The sequence below is a fragment of the Streptomyces cyaneofuscatus genome (assembly GCF_033109485.1).
GTDB lineage: Bacteria > Actinomycetota > Actinomycetes > Streptomycetales > Streptomycetaceae > Streptomyces > Streptomyces cyaneofuscatus.
This window is the reverse complement of the sequence record NZ_CP137002.1, coordinates 2,447,104-2,466,926: the sequence shown is the minus strand read 5'-3', so window position 1 is coordinate 2,466,926 and position 19,823 is coordinate 2,447,104. Positions and strand designations below refer to the sequence as shown.

Below are 19,823 nucleotides of genomic sequence, written 5' to 3'. Positions count from 1 at the left end.
GCACCCGCCTATAGGTAGACGCATGGGGGTAAATCCGGCGTGTCATAACAAATGACTAGCATTAAAGATGCATATTGCGCGGCATGGAACAACAGGCGCGCAGGCGCGGCAACGCAATCCGGGCAGCAGTGACAGTGGCCACGGCCGCGGCGATGGTGGGCATGCTGGCCCCGGCCGCCGCCGCCGATCCGTTGCCGGGCGGACTGGGCCCCTGCCTCGGCAGCGGGTGCCCGGACGTGTGGAACGAACCCAACAACGGACCGATCGCCGGTTACGACGAGAACATCAACATCTACGTCGGCGGGGACTTCCTGGTCCGGGAGGCCGCGGCCGAAGCCGAGGGGAAGATCGTCACCCTCGGGCAGTTCGACATGGACAAGCGGGACGGGGTCTCGCAGGTGTACAACGTCGGAGTCGTCGGCGTCGGTTCGCGGGTCGCGCCGCCGAACGGCTCCGATTACCTGACGGTCGGCGGGGACGTCACCGTCGCGGCCGGCGAGCGCCTCCTCGCCGAGGAGGGTACGAACTCCGGCCGGGTCGCCTACGCGGGGAGCCTCACCGGTACGGTGAACCCGCTGACGGCCCCACGCCCCGACCCGGAGGCCACCGCCCCGTTCACCGGCCTGCGCCCGCAGCTCACCGAGGCCAGCCGGTGCTACGCGTACGAGGGTGACGCGCACCGCGCCACGACCGGCGACTGGGAGCGGGTCGGTGACACCTTCACCTTCACCGGGGACGGGACCTCGGCGATCCAGATCTTCGACGTGGACACGAACCTCGTCTCCGAGACCAACGGCAACGCCGGGTTCACCTTCACCGGCATTCCCGCCGGGGCGACCGTGCTCGTCAATGTCTACGGGGACGCCCGCACGGTCGCCACGTTCATGGGAACCCTCCCCAACCCGGGGCTCCGCGAGCGCCTGCTGTGGAACTTCCCGGACGCGACGGACCTGACGCTGACCGGGCCGGCCCAGTTCCAGGGGAGCGTGCTGGTCGGGCAGCCGACCAGCACCACGACGCTCTCCATGAGCGGCACCAACGGCCGCTTCTACAGCGCCGGTTCGCTCACCCACACCTCGTCGGGCGCTTCGGGCGGCCAGGAGATCCACGCGTACCCGTTCGACGGCGACCTCCCGACCTGTGGCCCGGACCCGACCCCGACGCCGACACCGACGGATCCCACTCCCACTCCCACGCCTACGGATCCGACGCCGACTCCCACGGATCCGACCCCGACGCCGACGGACCCGACGCCCACGCCGACCGACCCGACGCCCACGCCGACGGATCCGACGCCGACCCCGACGGATCCCACTCCCACGCCTACGGATCCGACGCCGACTCCCACGGACCCGACGCCTACGCCGACGGATCCCACCCCGACGCCGACGGACCCCACCCCGACGCCGACGGATCCGACGCCGACCCCCACCGACCCCACTCCCACGCCGACGGACCCGACCCCCACCCCCACCGACCCCACGCCGGATCCCACCGACCCCACGCCGACGTGGAAGCCGACCCCCTCCCCGTCCCACCCGGGTGAACTGCCCGACACCGGATCGCGCGGTGGCGAGTGGATCATCGGCTCCATCGCGGCGGCGCTGGTGGCCGCCGGCGGTACGGTCCTCGTCGCCACCCGCCGGGCGCGCCGCCGCACCTACTAGCAGCGCCCGCTAGCGTGGTGCGATGACCGAACCGCTGTTGCACCTCGCCGAAGCACCCCTCTGGGAGGCGGCCCGCGGGACAGGGACGTACGAGATGTCCACCCGCGGCCGCACCCTCCAGGAGGAGGGCTTCATCCACCTCTCCCTGCCCCACCAACTCCCGGGCGTGGCACGGATGCTGTACGGGGCCGGGGCCGGGGCCGGGGCCGGGGATGGGGAGGGGGACGGGAGCGAGGATGGCGGCGGGGCCGGCGGTCATGACCTCCTGGTCCTGACCGTCGACCCCGCCCGCCTCACCGCCCCCGTCCGGTACGAGGCGATGAAGCCCGGCGGCGAGGAGTTCCCGCACCTGTACGGACCGCTTCCGGTGGACGCGGTCGTGGAGGTGCGGCGCCTCGACGACTGGCACCACGACCGACGAGAGGAAGACGAACCCCAGTGAACGGCCCCCTCACCGCGGTGACCGGAGCGAGCGGAGCCGTCGGCGGCCGGGTCGCCGGGCGCCTCGCCCGCGCCGGAGTCCCCGTACGCCTCCTGGGCCGTGACCCGGCCCGCCTGCCCGACCTGCCCGGCGCCGACCGCGCGCCCGCCGCCCCCTACGGCGACGGGGAGGCGATGCGCCGGGCCCTGGACGGGGCGCACACCCTGTTCCTGGTCTCCGCCCACGAGAGCCCCTACCGGGTGCGCGAGCACATCACCGCCGTGGACGCGGCCGTGGCGGTCGGCGTGGAGCGGATCGTCTACGTGTCCTTCCAGGGCGCCGCGCCCGACGCCACGTTCACCTTCGCCCGCGACCACTGGCACACCGAGGCCCACATCCGCACGGCCGACGTGCGCCACACGTTCCTGCGGGACAACTGGTACCTGGCGGGGCTGCCCGCGATGACCGGCGCCGACGGCGTGCTGCGCGGTCCGGGCGGTGGGGGCAGGGTCGCCGCCGTCGCCCACGAGGACATCGCGGACGCCGCGGCCGCCGTACTGCTGGACGAATCGCCCGCCCACGACGACCGCGGCTACGACCTCACCGGCCCCGAGGCGTTCACCCTCGCCGAGGCGGCCGAGGAGCTGAGCCGGGTCACCGGACGCTCGATCCGCTACGTCCCCGAGACCGTCGAGGAGGCCTACGCGTCCCGGGCCGGATACGGGGCCGAGGAGTGGGAGGTGGCCGGCTGGGTCACCTCGTACGAGGCCATCGCGGCCGGCGAACTGGCCGCCGTCTCCGACGCCGTGCCCACCCTCACCGGCCACCCGGCCAAGAGCTTCGCCGCGTTCCTCGCGGAGAACCCGGACAGCTACCGCCATCTGCTGCCCGGCGTCTGACCGGGGACCTGGGGCCTGGGGTCTGGGGTCTGGGGCCTGGGGACTCCAATCATCGCCACGGGATGTGGCGCCACGGACTGCCCTCGCTCTCCGCCAGCAGGCGGTGGGCGATGACGTTCTGTTCGTAGAAAGGGCCGTAGGACTCACCGTCGAACCGCAGCACCCGCCCCAGCGCGTACGAGGCCGAGAACTCCTCCCACGACCGGTAGGCCGACTTGCTCAGCGCCCCGGCGTAGACGATCGCCTGCTCGGCCTCGGCCGGGGCGCAGTAGCGGGCCGACAGCCCCCACCGCGCCAGGTTCACCGCCCGCCCGTAGTCGTAGGCGACCGTGGTGCGCACCCGGCCGTCCGGCTCCAGCAGCCCGTCCGCGCGGAACCGGGCCTCGTACCGCATGATGCGGCGTACGAGGTCCTCTATGCCCTTCACCGCGCCCGCGTCGGCCCCGAGGTCCTGGGCGTGACCGGCGGCGGTCTCCCGCCACAGGTCGGCGGAGGGCAGCTCGCCGAGGCCGGCCGCCAGCTGTTCGCGGGCGCGCAGCACGAAGTCCGGCTCCGGCGGGCTGTTGCGGGCGTCGAGGAGGATGTCCAGTTGCCTGCGCCACCCGGCGTGATCGGTGATGTCCCAGGAGTCGCGGAGCTGCGCGCGCTCCCTCTCGTACTCGCGGCAGACCGTGCCGACCTCGTTCCACGGGACCGCGGCCGCGATCGCCAGGTGCGCCCCGCAGGCCAGCCCGTACGCCAGCGGTCCGTGCAGCGCGCCGTGGCGCAGCGCGAGGAGCCGGTTCTCCTGGAGGCGGTCGTTCTCCGCGTACGCCCGCTGCCACAGTGCCCGTTCGGTAGGAGTCGCCGGCAGCAGCAACTGGCCGGGTGTCCCCACGTTCACCCCCAGGAACATCCCCGCCTCCGGCCAGCCGAACTCGGCGACCCAGCGCAGCGAGACCCCGTGGAAGACCCAGTCCGCGTGCCAGGCGGGCAGCATGCCCCGGGTGAGCACGGGCCGGCAGACGAAGCCCGACGGGTCGTGGTGCGCGCGCCAGGTGACGTTGTCCGGTCTGGCGTCCACCTCGGCGCGCGGGGCCGGGATGTACAGCTCGGCCCCGGCCAGCGCGGCCAGTTGGGCCCGCGCGTCACCGCGCAGCGTCGCCTCGTGGAGTAGCTGCTCGGTCTCGCCGGGCGGAATCCAGGGGGCCGGGGCGGGAAAGGCGGCGGTGGGGTGGTTCGGGTGGGGGATCGGGTTCATGACCAGGGGATGTTCCGGTAGGGGCTGGTGGGGTCCTGGGTGAGGATGCGGTGCTCGGCGAGCGACTGCTGGTACGTGGGCTCCGCCGCCTCCGGGCCGTCTTCCTCGGCCCGGTGGACGATGCGGGCCATGAGGTAGCCGAGGGAGAAGTCCGGCCATGAGGGGTAGGCCTCCCGGGCGAGTTCGCCGAGCCGCAGGACGTCCTGCTCGGCCTCGTGCGGATCGCCGTACCGGGCGCCGAGCGCGAGCCGTACGACGTTGACCGCCCGGCCGAGGTCGAAGGCGGCCAGGGTGTCGACGCGGCCGTCCGGGGCGAGGGCGCCGTCGGCCCGGAGCCTGTCCTCGTACAGGGCGATGAAGAACAGCGACCGGTCGGCCAGCGCCCGGTCGTCGGCATCGCGCGCGGCGAAGGCACGGGCCACCGCCTCGGCCCACTCCTCGCGCGTCGGCGTACGCCCCAGCCGGGCGGCCAGGGTGTGCCGGGTGCGCAGGACGGCTTCCTGGACGCGCCCGACCAGCTGGTTCTTCATCAGCGACGCGAGGCGGTCGCGGTACTCGGCGCGGTGCGGGATGCCCCACGGGCTGCGCAGCCGGGCCCGGTCGGTGGCGTAGTCCTCGTAGGCGGCGCCGAGCCGGTTCCAGATGAGGCCGTTGGTGACGGCCAGGTGGGCGCCGAGGGCCAGCCCGTGGGCGAGCGGGCCGTACAGCGGGCCGCCGCCGTCGGTGAGCAGCACGCGGTGTTCGGGCCCGCCGGAGTGCTCGTCGGCCCTGAGCCAGGCCTTGAGGTGCTTGGGCCGGGCGTCGACCATCGCCGCGTACGGCGTGCCGTGGTTCACCGCGAGCCGCCGCACGTCGTACGGCCAGGTCCGGGCCAGCTCACCGAGGCTCACCTCCCGGAACACCCACTCCGGGTGCCACGGCGGCAGCATCCCCGGGGTCAGCACCGGGACGCAGGTCCGCCGGGAGGCCTCGTCGCGGATCGTGGGCAGCGGGGCCGTCCAGCCGGGGATGTCCGCGTGCAGCCGGGCGACGAGCACGTACAGCCGGGTCCGCGCGAGCACCTCCACCACCGCCCCGCCGTCCCCGCCCGCGACGGCGGCCGTCAGCGCGCGCTCGATCCCGGTGGGCGGCGCGGTGGGCGGATACGCCGCCGGATTCCCCGCGTACCCCGGCTGGTTCCCCGGATTCCCCGCGTACGCCGGTGGCAGCGTCCGGTACGCCTCGTGCGGCGGCGCCACCGCTCCGCCGCCCTCTGTTCCCGCCCCGTTCCCCGTGGTCACGGAGCCGATCCTACGAAACGGGCCCCGCACCCGGCCCGGGTGGTCGGCCCCGCGCCCCCCGGGTGGTCAGCCCCGTGCCCCGGCCCGGGTGGTCAGAGGCCGCCCGGGCGGACCAGCCCCGACTCGTACGCGAAGACCGCCGCCTGGGTCCGGTCGCGGACGCCCAACTTGACCAGGATGCGGCCCACATGGGTCTTCACCGTCTGCTCCGCGAGGATCAGCTGCCCGGCGATCTCCGCGTTCGACAGCCCGGCCGCCACCAGGGACAACACCTCCGTCTCCCGCTCCGTCAGATCCCCGATGCGCTCCTTCAACGGCGCGCGCGGGGCCCCGGCCGTCCGGGAGAACTCCGTGATCAGCCGCTTGGTGATGTTGGGCGAGAGCAGTGCGTCACCCGCCGCCACCACCCGTACCGCATGGGCGAGTTCGTCGGCCGAGGCGTCCTTCAGCAGGAAACCGGAGGCGCCCGCGCGCAGCGCCTCGTACACGTATTCGTCGAGGTCGAAGGTGGTCAGCACGAGCACCTTCACCGTCGAGCTCTCGCCCGCGGTGATCCGGCGGGTCGCCTCGATGCCGCCGAGCTCGGGCATCCGGATGTCCATCAGCACGATGTCCGGGGCGAGTTCGCCTGCCTGTGCTACGGCTTCGAGCCCGTTGACGGCCTGCCCGACGACCTCGATGTCCGGCTCGGCGTTCAGCAGGACCGTGAAGCCCTGGCGGACCATCATCTGGTCGTCGGCGATCACTGCGCGGATGGGCGGTGTCATGGCAGGTCCTCAGTGTCTCCGGTGACGGGCAGGATGGCGGTGACTTCCCAGCCGCCGCCGGGCGCGGGGCCGGTGGCCAGGTCGCCGCCGAGCATCGTCGTGCGCTCGCGCATCCCGAGCAGCCCGTGCCGGACCCCGTGGGATGCGAGGGAGGCGAGGGAGGGGCGGAGCGGCGCGGTGTTGGTGACGCGGACGGTCAGTCCGGCGGCCCGATGACCGATCTCGACCCGCGCGCTCGCCCCGGGGGCGTGCCGCATCACGTTGCTCAGCGCCTCCTGCACGATGCGGTACGCCGACAGCTCGACGCCCGGCGGCAGCGGGCGCGGCTCGCCGGTGGTGGCGAGGGTGACGGCCATACCGGCGGAGCGCACGGAGGAGACCAGCGCGCCGAGCCGGTCGAGACTGGGCTGCGGGGTGTGCCGGGCGCTCTGCGTGGGCGCCTCCTCCGAGCGCAGGACGCCCAGCACGCGGCGCAGTTCGGCGAGGGCTTCCAGGGCGTTCTCCCGGATTCCGGTGAGGTTCTCCTTGAGCTCGTCCGAGGGGTCCTTCACCAGGTGCGGGGCCACCTGCGCCTGGATGGAGATCACCGACATGTGGTGGGCCACCACGTCGTGCAACTCGCGGGCTATCCGGTGGCGCTCCTCCAGCAGCGTCCGCCGGGCCCGCTCGTCGGCGGTCAGCTCGACCTGGTCGACCAGGTCCTGACGGGCCAGCCTCAGGCTGCGCAGCGCGGCGCCGAGGACCAAGGCCACGACGAACACCGGTGCCGAGCGGTCGAGGTCCATGTTGTGCCGCTGAGTGGTGTGCAGGGTGAGCGCCACCCCCGCCAGCAGGGTGAGGGCCAGTGCTCCCAGCGCACGGCGTGGCGGGACGCGCAGCGCCAGCAGGAACAGTGCCCCGCCCTGGAACACCATCCCCATGATGCTCCAGGGAAACAACCGGTCCGGGCTCATCACGGACTCGGTGACCAGGACCGTGGTCACCGACAACACCGTCGCCGCCCACCAGGCACCCACCGGCCGGATCATCCCGGCCACCAGAGCCGCGGACTGCGCAACGGCGGCCAGCACCGCCCACCCACTGACCCCGCCGGACGGGTAGGCGGTCAGTTCGTTGGTGCGCGGCACCGCGAAGCAGACAGCCGCGATGATCAGCAGCACCAGCAACGACGGCCGCCACACCGGCGCATCAGGCTCACCCATGCGCGGCACCCGGTCGGCGGGCGCCCCCCACAGCTCCTCGTATAGGGCGCGCGGCGCCCGGCGCACAGCCGCCCGCAGGCGCACCGCCCTCGATGACGTCACCGCCCCCACCGCCCCCTCGGCTCCACTCGCCCTCAGACTAGGCACGACGCACCTGTCCCTTCCGTTCGGGTGCGGACTCCCGTACGAGGAGGGAGTGTGTGCCCTCCCTCCATCCGCCCTGCTCATGACCCCGGAACGCCGCCCAGCACACCACCAGCGCCAGCGCGAACACCGGCAGCCAGAGCAGCCGGGCGACCACCCAGCCGGCGCCGTCGGGCACGGTGTGCAGCCCCGGCAGCGGGCCACCGGCGACCAGCAGTGCGCTCGCCGTCACGACGATCATCGCCGTCTGGTGCCAGAGGAACACGGTCATCGCCGCCAGGTTCACCACTGCCACCGCTGCCCACGCGGCCGGCCTGCGCAGCGCCCGGCGCAGCGGCCCGAGCAGCAGCAGCGCCGCCCCGCACTGCGCCAGCCCGAACGTCACGGCGGCCAGGCTCGGCGGATCCAGATTGGAGATGCGGCCGCCCGGAACGCCCACCATGGCGCCCGGATACCCGGCCCACAGCACGAGCGCCCCGGCCGCCGCGCCCCCGCAGACCAACAGCGCCCACCGATTCCCCCTGCCACGCAGCCCGCCCCGGGCGACCAGCGCCCCCAGGCAGTACGGCACCAACCACCCCGCGATCACGTTGATCCACCCCAGCTCCCGCGGACCGCCGAGCCCGAACCGTACGAGGTCGACGTGCAGCACCACCACGAGCGGCCACAGCGGGTGGAGCCGGGCCACCAGCGGCGTCAGCGCGGTCAGTGCGGCGAAGACGAGCAGGAACCACAGCGGCGACCAGACCAGCTTGGCCAGCGCCGACACCGTCGGCTCACCCACCCCGGCCATCAGCATCACGCCCACCGCGAGTGACCACACCACGACCACCGCCGCCACCGGCCGGAACAGCCGAGTCAGCCGGCCCCCCACCCACCGCCCGTACGGCACGCCCCGCTCATGCGCCGAGGCCCAACTCCGGGCCGCCACCTGCCCGCCCACCAGGAAGAACACCGCCAAGGTCTGGAACACCCAGGAGACCGGGGTGAGTTCCGGCAGATATGTCAACGGGCTCGCCCCGCGCACGGTGCCGCTGTCGGCGACCAGCGCGGTCACCAGCCAGTGGCCGCCCACCACGCCCAGGATGGCCAGGGCCCGCAAGGCGTCCACGGCCCGGTCGCGGCCGGGCGGGGTGGCGGCCTCGATGCGCGCGACGAGGCGGCGCGCCGGTCCACGTACGTCAGTCACGACCGGCCTCCGACGGGGCGCGGCCGGAGGCTATCCGGGCCAGGTTCGCCAGAGAACGCGACCCGGGCAGCAGATAGTCGCTGTGGCCCCCGCCGCCCGCGTCGAACACCTCGGCCCCGAACCGGTCCGCCACCGGGTCCGTCCCGAACCCCACGGCCCCCACGAACGGCACCCGCACCCGGACATGGGGCACCCGGGCGATCCAGTCACCGCCACCCCGCCCGGCCCACACCCGCGCCCCGGTCCGCAGGGCGGCGACATCCTCGGCGCCGGTCCCGGGGCTGCCATACAGCACGATGGCGTCGGCCGGGATCCCGGAGGCGGCCCGGGCGCAGATCACGGAGCCGTAGGAGTGGCAGAGCAGCGTGATCCTGGCTCCCGGCAGCACGGCACCCAGCCGGTCCACCAGCTCCCGCAGCCTCGGCGCGGCCTCGGCGGCGCGGCCGTCGGTCACCGAGGCCGGGCTGACGGTGGCGGGCGATCGGTACCCCAGCCAGACGACGACCGCCCCGCCCTGCCCGAACTCCCTCTGCAACGCCACCGCCCCGCGCCGCAGCCGCCCGTACGCGTCGAGCCCGACACCGGCCCCCGGCACCAGCACCGCGACGCGCCGGGCCCCGGACAGCTCCCCGACGACCTCCACGCTCCGGCCCCCGTCCCGCCCGTCGAAGGAGAGGAACTGCCGCCCGGGCGCGGCCATCGCCCGCAGGGAGGCCGCCCGCTTGAGGTCCCCGTGCCCGGAGGCCGCCCGCCCGGCAGCCCGGATATCGGCCCGGCTCACCCCGTACCGCTGCTCCAACGCGGTCGCGCTCGCGTCCCGCAGCGGCCCGAGCACGGTCGGCGCGGGGGCGGGCACAGCGGCGGGCCGGGCCGCCCCGGACACCGGAACGGCCACCGAGAAGGTGACGAGAGCGGCCAGCAGAGTGCGGCGCAGACGGCGTCTGGGCGGGCGGTGCGCCATGGGGGTGGGGTCCTTCCGTACCGGATGTTCTGCCTGTGTCCGATACAGAAGTTACGGAGAGCTACGGGTAGTTGCCGTCCCGCTGGAGAGTGGATCTTCGGGGTAGCTCTCAGGTATGACGCGGCGTACGCGAAGCGGCGTCAGCCCCGCCCGGTGCGGTCCGCCCGCCCGGTCTGGCCTGGTCCGTCCGCTCGGTGCGGTCCGTCCGCCCGGTGTGCTCCAGGATCGCTGCGGCGAGCGGTGCGTGCACCTCACGGGGCAAGGCATGCCCCATCCCGGGAATCTCGACGAGCCGCGCGCCTCGGACCGCCTGGGCGATGTGATGGGCGTGGGGCGGCGGGTAGACGGGTTCGGCGGGCGCGGAGATGACCAAGGTGGGGACCTCGGTCCGTGCCAGGGCTTCCGTCCGGTCCATCCCGGAGGTGTCGGCCCGGGCGTGCGCGGTACCGGCATGGTGATGCCCGGTGTGCGCGATGATCCGGCGCTCCTGCTCGCGGGCGTAGGAGGCGTCGAAGGGAATCCGGTCACCCCCGAGCGCCCGCCAGTGCTCGACCCGCCGCTCCAGCTCCGCCTCCGGCCCGTGGTCCTCGACGGGCCGGCTCCACAGCTCCAGGAGGGCGGGCGAGGCGCCGGGCAGCTCCTCCGCCGGGATCCGGGTCCCGTCCGGATGCTCGTACGGTACGGAACTGAGCGCACCGGTCCCGATCAGCGTCGCGCTGAGCACCCGCTCGGGCCGGTCCGCGACGGTGAGCTGGACCAGCATCCCGCCGAGCGACATCCCCACCAGATGTGCCCGTTCGACCCCGAGGGCGTCCAGCACCCGCACGCCATCCTCGGCAAGTGCGGTGAGCGGATAGGGCTGTTCGTCGAAGGACCAGGTGGAGCGTCCGGTGTCGCGATGGTCGTAGCGGATCACGCGGTGCCGTTCGGCGAGCGACTCCACCAACTCCTCCGGCCACCCGAGCCCGGACGCCAGCGCGCCCATGACCAGCAGCAGGGCAGGGGCGTCGGGGGCGCCGCGGTCCTCCACCCAGAGGCGGACACCGGGGGCGACATCGACGAAGCGTTCCATGGCGAACCTCACTGCTCTATGAGACGAGACGTATCGTTTCGTGCTCATAGTAGCGGGCACGAGGACGGCAGGCGAGGGGGATCAACAGGTGGAGCGGTGCCCCCTACTCGGCCAGCACCTCGCGGCGCCGCTCCGGCGAGCGTTCCTCCCCCTCGGCCGCGGCGGACGGGCCGTGGCAGTCGTGGGCGGCCGCGCTGCCCTGGTCGACGATGTCCTCGTACACCGCCGCCTTGAACCTGATCAGGTCCAGCGACTCGGTGAGCCTGCCGATCCGGCCGGTGACCCGCGCCTCGTGCTCACGCATCAGCGCGAGCCGCTCCTCCTCGTTGCCCGCCCCCTCCCTGACGAGGGCGGCGTACCGGCGCAGCACGGGCACGGGCATGTCCGATGCGCGCAGGATGATGCAGACGGTCAGCCAGGCCACGTCGTCCTCGCTGTAGACGCGGCGGCCGCCGGCTCCGCGGCGTACGGGGGTGAGGAAGAGGTCCTCGTTCTCGTAGAAGCGCAGCGCGTGCACGCTCAGGCCGGTGTGTTCGGCGACCTGTCCGATGCTCAGACGTGGGGTGATCTCAGCCATGACGGTCAGCGTAAACGGGAGTTGACCTAGAGCCAGGTCTAGATCCTAGGGTCTCCCATTGCCGGTCGACTCCTCCGTCGCCCGGCATCGACGGTCACTCGGCAAGGGACATCACCATGCGCTATCGCACACTCGGCGGAACCGGTATCGAGGTCAGTACCCACTGCCTCGGCACCATGATGTTCCAGGCGGGCTTCAACCCCGATCACGACGACTGCGCCCGCATCATCCACGCGGCCCTGGACCACGGGATCAACTTCGTCGACACCGCAGACATGTACGGACAGGGCGAGTCCGAGGAGATCGTGGGCAAGGCGCTGCGGGGGCGCCGGGACGACGTCGTACTCGCCACCAAGGTGCACTTCGCGATGGGCGAGGGACCCAACCGCGGTGGCAACTCCCGGCGCTGGATCCTCAAGGCGGTCGAGGACAGCCTCCGGCGCCTGGACACGGAGTGGATCGACCTCTACCAAGTCCACTTCCCGGACCACACCACCGACATCGAGGAGACGCTCTCGGTCCTCGGCGACCTCGTGCGAAACGGGAAGATCCGCGCCTTCGGCTGCTCGAACTTCCAGGCGGACGAGATCGTCGAGGCGCACCACGTCTCCGAGCGTCGCGCTCTCGGCCGCTTCCGTACCGCCCAGCCGCCCTATTCGATCCTCGCCCGCGGGATCGAGGCCTCGCTGCTGCCCGTCTGCGAGCGCTACGGGATGGGCGTCCTGGTCTGGAGCCCTCTTGCCTTCGGGTTCCTCACCGGCAAGCACCGCAAGGGCCGGCCCATCGACCTGGAGGCCGGCCGGGCCGCGATCCGGCCGGCGTTCTTCGACCCCGCGATCGCCGAGAACGCGGCCAAACTCGACGCGGTGGAACAGCTCGTCGAACTCGCGACGAGCATCGGCTGCACCCTGCCGCAGCTCGCCGTGGCCTTCACCGTGGCCCACCCCGCCATCACCTCGGCGATCATCGGGCCGCGGACCATGCAACAGCTGGAGGGCCTGCTCCAGGGTGCCCCGGTCACCTTGGACGACGCGACCCTCGACCGGATCGACGAGATCGTCCGGCCCGGGGTGAACCTCTACAACCCCGCCGCCGCGCTCCCTCCGCGGTCCCTGACCGAGACCGCCCTGCGCCGCCGTCCGCTCGCCGAACGCGCGGCGGCCTGAACGACCGCACCCGGGCGACCCGGCCCCGAAAACCCGCGTGCCCCGGCTCCCCATGCCCCCCATGGCCCCGCGCGAACGACCGCACCCGGCCCGCCATGGACGCCGTTGTCGGCGGCCTGCGGACCGGGTGCGGTCGTGCGGGCTGTCCGGACGCGCGCGAGCGCGGGTGCCGGGCGGCCCGGGGAAGATCAAGCCTTCTTGGTCTCCCAGAAGATCCGGTCCACCTCGGCGATCAGGTCCAGGGCCTTCTGACCCGTCTTCGGGTCGTTCGAGCCCTTGGCCGCGGAGAGCGCCTTCAGGGTGTCGTTGATGAGCTGGTGCAGCTCCGGGTACTTCTCGAAGTGCGGGGGCTTGAAGTAGTCGCTCCAGAGCACCGACACGTGGTGCTTCGCGAGCTCGGCGCGCTGTTCCTTGATCAGAACCGCGCGGGTGCGGAAGTCCGCGTCCTCGTTGGCCTGGTACTTCTCCTGGACGGCCTTGACCGACTCGGCCTCGATGCGGGCCTGGGCCGGGTCGTAGACGCCGCAGGGCAGGTCGCAGTGGGCGCTGACCTTCACCTTGGGGGCAAACAGGCGGGAAAGCATGGAGCTGTCCTCCTCGTGATCGTCTTCTCAGGTGGGACATTACTCCGTGGAGCGCCGCTTTCCGTGGCTGCCCCAGGGGCTTAGGTCAAAAGTCCGGGGTGGGATTCGGGCCGTCGGCCGAATGTACGGAGCGGAACGCGGTACGCGGGACGGTGTGCCGGAGGAGGACCGGGAGGTGGCCGAGATGCCGGAGTGGGGACGGTTGCCGGGAGGCGGACGGGCCGGGCGGCGGCGGCCGTTGCGGGTGGTGGAGGTGACGGGGCCTTCGATGGTGCCCACGCTCTACCACGGGGACCTGCTGCTGGTGCAGTACGGCGCTCCGGTGCGCCCCGGTGACGTGGTGATCCTGCGTCACCCCTTCCAGCAGGACCTGCTGGTGGTGAAGCGGGCGGTCGAACGGCGGCCGGGCGGTTGGTGGGTGCGCGGCGACAACACGTTCGCGGGCGGGGACAGCACGGATTACGGGGTCGTCCCCGAGGAGCTCGTACTGGCCCGGGTGCGGGCCCGCTACCGGCCCCCGGCAAGCACGACAAAGGGTCAGCGGTCGGTGACCGAGCTGCTCGGCTGGGCGGTCTCGGCGGTGAGGCCGGTCCGGTCCGCCTCCGCGCGCTTGCGGGCCCGGTAGGCGGCCACATTGGCCCGGGTCGCGCAGCGGTCCGAGCAGTAGCGCCGGGACCGGTTGGTGGAGGTGTCGAGGTAGGCGTTGCGGCACGGGGCCGCCTCGCACAGGCCGAGCCGGTCCACGCCGTGCGAGGTCAGATGGAAGGCGAGGCCCATCGCCGCGATGGCCGCGTATCCGGCGGTCGCGTTCGACGGGTGGTCGGCCAGGTGCATGTGCCAGTCCGGCCTGCCGTCCTCGTCCCGGGTGTCGTGGCCGGAGATCTGCGGGCTCACCGGGAACTCCAGCAGCAGCGAGTTCAGCAGGTCGACCGCGAGCGTTTCGTCGCCGCCGTCGGCCGCCTCGAAGACCGCGCGCAGCCGGGCCCGTACGGAACGGAAGCGGGTCACGTCCGCCTCCGCCGTCCGCCGCGCCGCCTGCTGGTTGGCGCCGAACAGCTCCCGTACCGCCTCGACCGAGGTGAGGGCGTCCTTGTTACGGGCCGGCTCCTCGGTGTTGACCAGGCGCACGGCGTAGTCCGAGTAATAGGCCAGTTCCACTTGTAGTCCTTACCGGGTCGGTCTAGGGTCGGGGTGTCGGTCAGTGTAATAGGTGGCCGACATTCATGAGGCTTACTTGGAGGTTGGCGTGACGGAGACGGGGACGAGCACCGACTGGCAGTCCTGGCAGGAGAGCTGGGACCGGCAGCAGGAGTGGTACATGCCCGACCGCGAGGAGCGGTTCCGGGTGATGCTGGACATGGTCGAGGCGGTCGTCGGCCCCGCGCCCCGGGTCCTGGACCTCGCGTGCGGTACGGGAAGTATTACGGACCGGCTCCTCAAGCGGTTCCCGGACGCCACGAGCACCGGCGTCGACCTCGACCCCGCGCTGCTGGCCATAGCCCGCGGCACCTTCGAGGGCGACGACCGGGTCACTTTCCACGCCGCCGACCTCAAGGACCCGGACTGGACCACCCGGCTGCCCCACACCTCGTACGACGCCGTCCTCACCGCCACCGCCCTGCACTGGCTCCACAGCGAGCCGCTGGCTGTGCTGTACGGGCAGCTCGGCGGGCTCGTCCGGGACGGCGGGGTCTTCATGAACGCCGACCGCACCATCGACCCCGAGACTCCGCGCATCAATGCCGCCGAGCGCGCCCACCGGCATGCCGCGATGGACCGGGCCAAGGCCGCGGGCGCCCTGGACTGGGCCGAGTGGTGGGCCGTCGCGGCCAAGGACCCGGTCCTCGCCGGGCCCACCGCCGAACGGTTCGCGATCTACGGCGAGCACGCGGACGGCGACATGCCCTCCGCCGCCTGGCATGCCAGCACCCTGCTCGCCTCCGGCTTCGGCGAGGCCCGCGCGGTCTGGTCCTCGCCCTCGGACAGCCTGATCCTCGCCGTGAAGTAGGCGGAGGCACGGAAGGGGGAGATGCAGGAGGCGGAGCCGCGGAGGATGCAGGGGCGGTACGGGTCGGTCGTCGGCCCGTACCGCCCTTTCGTGTCGCGCTGCAACCTGCCCGGTTCCTCGACGCACTGGAAGGGTGAGACGGTCCGCATCGGCGGGCCCGGGGGAGAGGGGGAGGTCCATGCGGATCCGGGAATGGGGCCGGGATGCGGACCGATGACGACGCCGCGCTGCACGACTTCGTGGAGGGCAGACGCACCGCGTTGTTCCGCAGCGCCTATCTGCTGTGCGGCGACCGGCACGAGGCCGAGGACCTGGTCCAGAGCGCGCTGGTCAAGGTCGTCCTCGGCGGACGCCGGTACGGGCGGCTCGACAACATCGAGGCGTACGCCCGCAAGACGCTGGTCAACACCTTCATCGCGAGCCGCCGGAGGTTCTGGCGGAGAGAACAGGCGTACGGAGAGTTGCCCGACCGCCAGGGGCCCGTGTCCGACACGGAGACCGGCCTGGTGGTCCGGGCGGCCCTCGCCCGGCTCTCGCCCAGGCAGCGCGCGGTGCTGGTCCTGCGCTACTGGGAGGACCTGAGCGTGGAGGCCACGGCCGAGGCGCTGGGGATGCGGACGAACACGGTCAAGAGCCACGCGGCTCGGGGCCTGGCGGCGCTGCGCGCCGGGATGGCGGAGGAACTCGTATGAAGGACGTCCACGAACTGCTCGGCCGCGCCGCCGACGACGCGGGCACCCCCGCGCTCTCCACCGGCACGGTGTACGCGAGGGCCGCCCGGATACGTCGGCGCCGCCGGGCCCTCGTCTCGGCGGCGGCGCTCACCGTGGTCGCGGCCGGGGCGCTCACGGTGGCCCGGGCCGGTGAGCAGGGGGACACCGCCCACTCCTCGGTGGCGACGTCGCCCCGGCCGAGCGGCTCCCCGGCGACGAGCGCCGCCCCGGCACCCGCGCTCACCAAGGCCCAGCGGCTGGCCGCGCTGCTACCCCCGGACGTGGGGCGGATCGAAGAGGTCCTGCTGCTCGCCCTCACCAAGGGGGTCCCGCCCGAGCAGGCGAAGGAGACCCATCTCGGGCCGCTGGACGGGCAGTACGCGTTCCGCAAGGACAGCGGCGTGGGCTATCTCGTCCTCACCTACGAGGACCGGGAGGCTGTGACGGCGAAGGAGGGCCGACCGGCCGATCCGGACGCCGACCTCTGCCCCCAGCCGGGCCAGGAGACGAGCCGTACGGAGTGCGTACGGGAGGCGCTCCCCGACGGCCGGGTGCTGACCCTGTGGAAGAGCGCGATGCCGTTCCGGGGCGGCGACGAGGTCCGCTGGGGTCCCGAGCTGACAGGGCAGCTCGTCCAGCGCGACGGCTCCCAGCTGCTCGTCCGCTCCAGCACCGGCTTCGAGAGCACCGGCACCCAGGGGCCGCTGCTCGATGAGCCGCCGGTCTCCCGCGAGCAGCTGAAGGCGCTGCTGACCGGTCCGGAGGTGCTGCCGGAGAAGCCCTGAACACGTCCCGGACGCGCGGGAGGGCGGCACGGACGTCGTGTCCGTACCGCCCCCTCCGAACCACTCTCTCCGTACCGCCCTCTCCGTACTGCCCTCTCCGTACTGCCCTCTCCGACAGGAGGAGCTCAGGTCGAGCAGGAGGAGCTCAGGTCGAGCCGGCTACAGCACCTTCGACAGGAACGACTTCGTCCGGTCCTGCTGCGGGTTGCCCAGCACGTCGCGCGGGTGGCCGGACTCGACCACCACGCCGTCGTCCATGAAGACCAGCGCGTCACCGACCTCGCGGGCGAAGCCCATCTCGTGGGTGACGACGATCATCGTCATGCCGTCCTCGGCCAGACCGCGCATGACGTCCAGGACGTCACCCACGAGCTCCGGGTCGAGCGCCGAGGTCGGCTCGTCGAAGAGCATCAGCTTCGGCTCCATCGCCAGCGCGCGGGCGATGGCGACGCGCTGCTGCTGACCGCCGGAGAGCTGGGTGGGGTAGTTCTTCGCTTTGTCGGCGAGGCCCACCCGGTCCAGCAGCTTCTCGGCGCGGGCCCGGGCTACGGCCTTGGCCTCGCCCTTGACCTGGATCGGCGCCTCCATGACGTTCTCGAGCGCCGTCATGTGCGGGAACAGGTTGAAGCGCTGGAAGACCATGCCGATCTCGCGGCGCTGGAGGGCGACCTCGCTGTCCTTGAGCTCGTAGAGCTTGTCGCCCTTCTGCCGGTAGCCGACCAGCTCGCCGTCGACCGAGAGCCGGCCGGCGTTGATCTGCTCCAGGTGGTTGATGCACCGCAGGAAGGTGGACTTGCCGGAGCCGGACGGGCCGATCAGGCAGAACACCTCACGGGGGGCGACCTCCAGGTCGATGCCCTTGAGGATGTGGGCGGCGCCGAAGGACTTGTGGACGCCCTCGGCCTTCACCATGGGGGTGGTCATGCGGAGACACCTCCGGAGGGCCGGTTGCTGAAGGAGGCGAGGTTCACCTTGATGCGCTGCAGCGGCGTGAGCGGCAGCGAGCGCAGCGAGCCGCGGGCGTAGCGGCGCTCCAGGTAGTACTGGCCGACGCTGAACACGCTGGTCATCACGATGTACCAGATGGACGCGACGAACAGCATCTCCATGACCGCGTAGGACGTGGAGCCGATCTGCGAGGTGGAGCGGAGCAGCTCGTTGTAGGTGACCGCATAGACCAGCGAGGAGGTCTTCAGCATGTTGATGAACTCGTTGCCGGTCGGCGGGATGATCACCCGCAGCGCCTGCGGCAGGACCACGCGGCGCATGGTCTTCGCCTGGGTCATACCGAGCGCGTGCGACGCCTCGGTCTGGCCCTCGTCCACCGACTGGATGCCGGCGCGGCAGATCTCCGCCATGTAGGCGGCCTCGTTCAGGGCGAGCCCCAGCAGGGCGCACATGAACGGGGTCATGACGTCCGTCATCTCGTCCTTGTAGATGAACGGGATGTTCAGGACCGGGAAGATCAGCGCCAGGTTGAACCAGAGCAGCAGCTGGACGTAGACCGGGGTGCCCCGGAAGAACCAGATGTACAGCCAGGCGACCCAGCTGGTGACCGGGTTCTTCGAGAGCCGCATCACGGCCAGGATCACACCGAGGATCACGCCGAGCACCATGGCCAGGACGCTGATCAGCAGGGTGCGGCCGGCTCCGGCGACGACGTTCTCGTCGAACAGCTTGTCGCCGACGGCCTGCCACTGGATGTTGCCCTGCGAGAAGGCGTAGCCGAGGGCCACGAGGAGGCCGATGACCACGATGCCGCTGATCCAGCGGCCGACGTGGCGGACCGGGATGGCCTTGATGTTCTCCGGGGCCGTGGTGGCGCCCTTGGAGACCGACACCTGGCCGGCCGGTGAGCCGGGGGGTGTCTTGTCGAACTTGTCAGTCATGGTGACTGCCCTTCGGTGAAGCGTCCGGTCACTTGCCGCCGTTGATGGCGGCCTTGTCGATCGCTCCCGTGCCGGCGCCCCACTTGTCGAGCACCTTCTTGTACGAACCGTCGGCGATGATCGCGTCGACGGCCTCCTTCAGGGCGTCCCGGAGACCGGTGTTGTCCTTCTTGACGGCGATACCGAACGGGCCGGCGTCGATCTGCTCGCCGACGACCTCGAAGGCGTTGCCGCCGTCGGCCTTGCGGGCCAGGTCGACCGCGACCGGGTAGTCGTTGACACCGGCGACCGCACCGCCGGACTTGACCCGGGTCTGGGCCTCGGTGTCGTTCTCGAACGACTCGATCTTGACCGCCTTCTTGCCGCCGTCCGTACACGCCTTGGACTGCTTCTTGAGGGCTTCCTCGTAGGTGGTGCCGCGCTGGACGGCGGCGGTCTTCCCGCAGAGGTCCTCGATGGACTTGATGTTCTGCGGGTTGCCCTTCTTCGTGTACACGGCGGTGCCGGCCAGGAAGTAGTCGACGAAGTCGACGCCCTCGCCCAGCTTCTTGCCGGAGTCGTCCAGGCCCTCCTGGCGCTGCTTGTTGTCCGTGATGGACGACATGGCGATGTCGTGGCGGCCGGAGTTCAGAGCGGTGATCAGCCCGTCGAAGGAGCCGGAGGTGAACTCGAACTTCACGCCCAGCTGCTTGCCGAGGGCCTCGGCGATGTCGGGGTCGACGCCCACGATCTTGCCGTTCTCGACGGACTCCATCGGGGCGTACTCGGCGTTGGTGCCGACCTTGATGACACCCGACTTCTGGTACTTCTCCGGCAGCTTCGAGAAGAGCGGGGCGCTGGCCTTGGTGGCCGTGCTGTCGCCGCTCCCCGAGGACGCGCTGTCGGTCTGGTCTCCGCAGGCGGTGAGCAGCAGGGTGCCGGCGACCGCGATGGCGCCGACCGCCGCAATCCGGGACTTCGCGGTCTTACGACGCATGATGCTTGCGGTCATGTCGGGATCCTCCGGCAGGTGAGGGTGAGGGTGCTTTCGGGGAGGCTTGGCACGCACCTTCGAGTGTCGTCACCTCGTTTGATGACGGCATCCTGCCATTTGGACAGGCCCATTCAGGGGCCCAGCCATGTCAAAATCGGATAACGGGCGACCCCCGAACTCGCGCGGCCGGTACCTCGGGGCCGGACCATCTGTCGCGAACCCTTCCCGCCACCGGAGAATCTCCGGCGCGCCACGAGGGAGGGTGGCATTTATGCCGGTTTGCCGA

The 19,823-nt window shown here is 72.0% G+C and carries 21 protein-coding genes; 8 read left to right on the top strand and 13 right to left on the bottom strand.

The window, feature by feature from the left end; all coding sequences use genetic code 11:
* The first annotated feature begins 83 nt into the window (after positions 1 to 83).
* Genes R2B67_RS10255 through R2B67_RS10245 form a run of 3 tightly spaced genes read left to right on the top strand, consistent with a single transcriptional unit; the run spans position 84 to position 2,987 of the window.
* Positions 84 to 1,667 carry a choice-of-anchor A family protein gene (locus tag R2B67_RS10255; RefSeq protein WP_317817406.1) on the top strand — a complete coding sequence of 528 codons (1,584 nt, stop codon included), beginning with the start codon at positions 84 to 86 and terminating at the stop codon, positions 1,665 to 1,667.
* Between the two features lie 22 nt (positions 1,668 to 1,689).
* Positions 1,690 to 2,109, top strand: a complete 420-nt coding sequence (locus R2B67_RS10250) for a DUF952 domain-containing protein (protein ID WP_317817405.1) — start codon at positions 1,690 to 1,692, stop codon at positions 2,107 to 2,109.
* Complete coding sequence (locus R2B67_RS10245; RefSeq protein WP_317817404.1) at positions 2,106 to 2,987, top strand: NAD(P)H-binding protein; 882 nt, start codon at positions 2,106 to 2,108, stop codon at positions 2,985 to 2,987. Before R2B67_RS10250 ends, R2B67_RS10245 begins: the two co-directional genes overlap by 4 nt.
* A gap of 49 nt (positions 2,988 to 3,036) precedes the next feature.
* Here the strand turns inward: R2B67_RS10245 and R2B67_RS10240 are convergent, their stop codons facing one another.
* The 8 genes from R2B67_RS10240 to R2B67_RS10205 all read right to left on the bottom strand — a co-directional run bounded on the left by R2B67_RS10240 (position 3,037) and on the right by R2B67_RS10205 (position 11,419).
* Positions 3,037 to 4,227 carry a DUF1266 domain-containing protein gene (locus R2B67_RS10240; RefSeq protein ID WP_317817403.1) on the bottom strand — a complete coding sequence of 397 codons (1,191 nt, stop codon included), beginning with the start codon at positions 4,225 to 4,227 and terminating at the stop codon, positions 3,037 to 3,039.
* Positions 4,224 to 5,345: a DUF1266 domain-containing protein gene (locus tag R2B67_RS10235; RefSeq protein WP_381074813.1), complete on the bottom strand. Its 1,122-nt coding sequence runs from the start codon at positions 5,343 to 5,345 to the stop codon at positions 4,224 to 4,226. The genes R2B67_RS10240 and R2B67_RS10235 overlap by 4 nt, the downstream gene beginning before the upstream one ends.
* A 254-nt stretch (positions 5,346 to 5,599) precedes the next feature.
* Complete coding sequence (locus R2B67_RS10230; protein WP_317817401.1) at positions 5,600 to 6,274, bottom strand: response regulator; 675 nt, start codon at positions 6,272 to 6,274, stop codon at positions 5,600 to 5,602.
* Positions 6,271 to 7,587, bottom strand: coding sequence for a sensor histidine kinase (locus R2B67_RS10225; protein ID WP_317824816.1), 1,317 nt, complete (start codon positions 7,585 to 7,587; stop codon positions 6,271 to 6,273). The genes R2B67_RS10230 and R2B67_RS10225 overlap by 4 nt, the downstream gene beginning before the upstream one ends.
* Positions 7,588 to 7,615: 28 nt before the next feature.
* The gene (locus R2B67_RS10220; protein ID WP_317817400.1) at positions 7,616 to 8,809 is read right to left on the bottom strand and encodes an acyltransferase family protein; all 1,194 of its coding nucleotides are present in this window, start codon (positions 8,807 to 8,809) and stop codon (positions 7,616 to 7,618) included.
* A complete protein-coding gene (locus R2B67_RS10215; protein WP_317817399.1) occupies positions 8,802 to 9,770 on the bottom strand; it encodes an alpha/beta hydrolase in 969 nt (322 codons plus the stop codon). Before R2B67_RS10215 ends, R2B67_RS10220 begins: the two co-directional genes overlap by 8 nt.
* Positions 9,771 to 9,879: 109 nt before the next feature.
* Positions 9,880 to 10,842 (bottom strand): alpha/beta fold hydrolase, encoded by a 963-nt coding sequence (locus R2B67_RS10210; RefSeq protein ID WP_317817398.1) that lies wholly within the window; start codon positions 10,840 to 10,842, stop codon positions 9,880 to 9,882.
* A gap of 103 nt (positions 10,843 to 10,945) precedes the next feature.
* Positions 10,946 to 11,419, bottom strand: a complete 474-nt coding sequence (locus tag R2B67_RS10205; protein ID WP_317817397.1) for a MerR family transcriptional regulator — start codon at positions 11,417 to 11,419, stop codon at positions 10,946 to 10,948.
* A 116-nt stretch (positions 11,420 to 11,535) separates the two neighbouring features.
* On the opposite strand from R2B67_RS10205, the gene R2B67_RS10200 reads away from it, so the two are divergent.
* On the top strand, positions 11,536 to 12,585 hold the full coding sequence (locus tag R2B67_RS10200) for an aldo/keto reductase (protein WP_317817396.1): 1,050 nt from the start codon (positions 11,536 to 11,538) through the stop codon (positions 12,583 to 12,585).
* A 188-nt stretch (positions 12,586 to 12,773) separates the two neighbouring features.
* Here the strand turns inward: R2B67_RS10200 and sodN are convergent, their stop codons facing one another.
* Positions 12,774 to 13,169: a superoxide dismutase, Ni gene (gene sodN / locus R2B67_RS10195; RefSeq protein ID WP_003966342.1), complete on the bottom strand. Its 396-nt coding sequence runs from the start codon at positions 13,167 to 13,169 to the stop codon at positions 12,774 to 12,776.
* Positions 13,170 to 13,290: 121 nt separating this feature from the next.
* On the opposite strand from sodN, the gene sodX reads away from it, so the two are divergent.
* Positions 13,291 to 13,794: a nickel-type superoxide dismutase maturation protease gene (gene sodX / locus R2B67_RS10190; protein WP_317817395.1), complete on the top strand. Its 504-nt coding sequence runs from the start codon at positions 13,291 to 13,293 to the stop codon at positions 13,792 to 13,794.
* Here sodX and R2B67_RS10185 read toward each other — a convergent pair.
* On the bottom strand, positions 13,707 to 14,327 hold the full coding sequence (locus tag R2B67_RS10185; RefSeq protein WP_030560896.1) for a CGNR zinc finger domain-containing protein: 621 nt from the start codon (positions 14,325 to 14,327) through the stop codon (positions 13,707 to 13,709). The two genes, sodX and R2B67_RS10185, sit on opposite strands and share 88 nt — an antisense overlap.
* Before the next feature lie 88 nt (positions 14,328 to 14,415).
* Between R2B67_RS10185 and R2B67_RS10180 the strand changes: the two genes are divergently transcribed.
* The 3 genes from R2B67_RS10180 to R2B67_RS10170 all read left to right on the top strand — a co-directional run bounded on the left by R2B67_RS10180 (position 14,416) and on the right by R2B67_RS10170 (position 16,675).
* Positions 14,416 to 15,177, top strand: coding sequence for a class I SAM-dependent methyltransferase (locus R2B67_RS10180; protein ID WP_317817394.1), 762 nt, complete (start codon positions 14,416 to 14,418; stop codon positions 15,175 to 15,177).
* 203 nt (positions 15,178 to 15,380) lie between these two features.
* Positions 15,381 to 15,869, top strand: coding sequence for a SigE family RNA polymerase sigma factor (locus tag R2B67_RS10175; protein ID WP_018509993.1), 489 nt, complete (start codon positions 15,381 to 15,383; stop codon positions 15,867 to 15,869).
* Positions 15,866 to 16,675 (top strand): hypothetical protein, encoded by an 810-nt coding sequence (locus tag R2B67_RS10170; protein WP_317817393.1) that lies wholly within the window; start codon positions 15,866 to 15,868, stop codon positions 16,673 to 16,675. The genes R2B67_RS10175 and R2B67_RS10170 overlap by 4 nt, the downstream gene beginning before the upstream one ends.
* Before the next feature lie 159 nt (positions 16,676 to 16,834).
* Here the strand turns inward: R2B67_RS10170 and R2B67_RS10165 are convergent, their stop codons facing one another.
* From R2B67_RS10165 to R2B67_RS10155, 3 genes are read right to left on the bottom strand one after another with little or no spacing between them, the layout of a single operon-like run.
* A complete protein-coding gene (locus R2B67_RS10165; protein ID WP_018509991.1) occupies positions 16,835 to 17,599 on the bottom strand; it encodes an amino acid ABC transporter ATP-binding protein in 765 nt (254 codons plus the stop codon).
* The gene (locus tag R2B67_RS10160) at positions 17,596 to 18,564 is read right to left on the bottom strand and encodes an amino acid ABC transporter permease (protein WP_018509990.1); all 969 of its coding nucleotides are present in this window, start codon (positions 18,562 to 18,564) and stop codon (positions 17,596 to 17,598) included. Before R2B67_RS10160 ends, R2B67_RS10165 begins: the two co-directional genes overlap by 4 nt.
* A 28-nt stretch (positions 18,565 to 18,592) precedes the next feature.
* The gene (locus R2B67_RS10155; protein ID WP_317817392.1) at positions 18,593 to 19,555 is read right to left on the bottom strand and encodes an ABC transporter substrate-binding protein; all 963 of its coding nucleotides are present in this window, start codon (positions 19,553 to 19,555) and stop codon (positions 18,593 to 18,595) included.
* Positions 19,556 to 19,823: the final 268 nt, after the last annotated feature.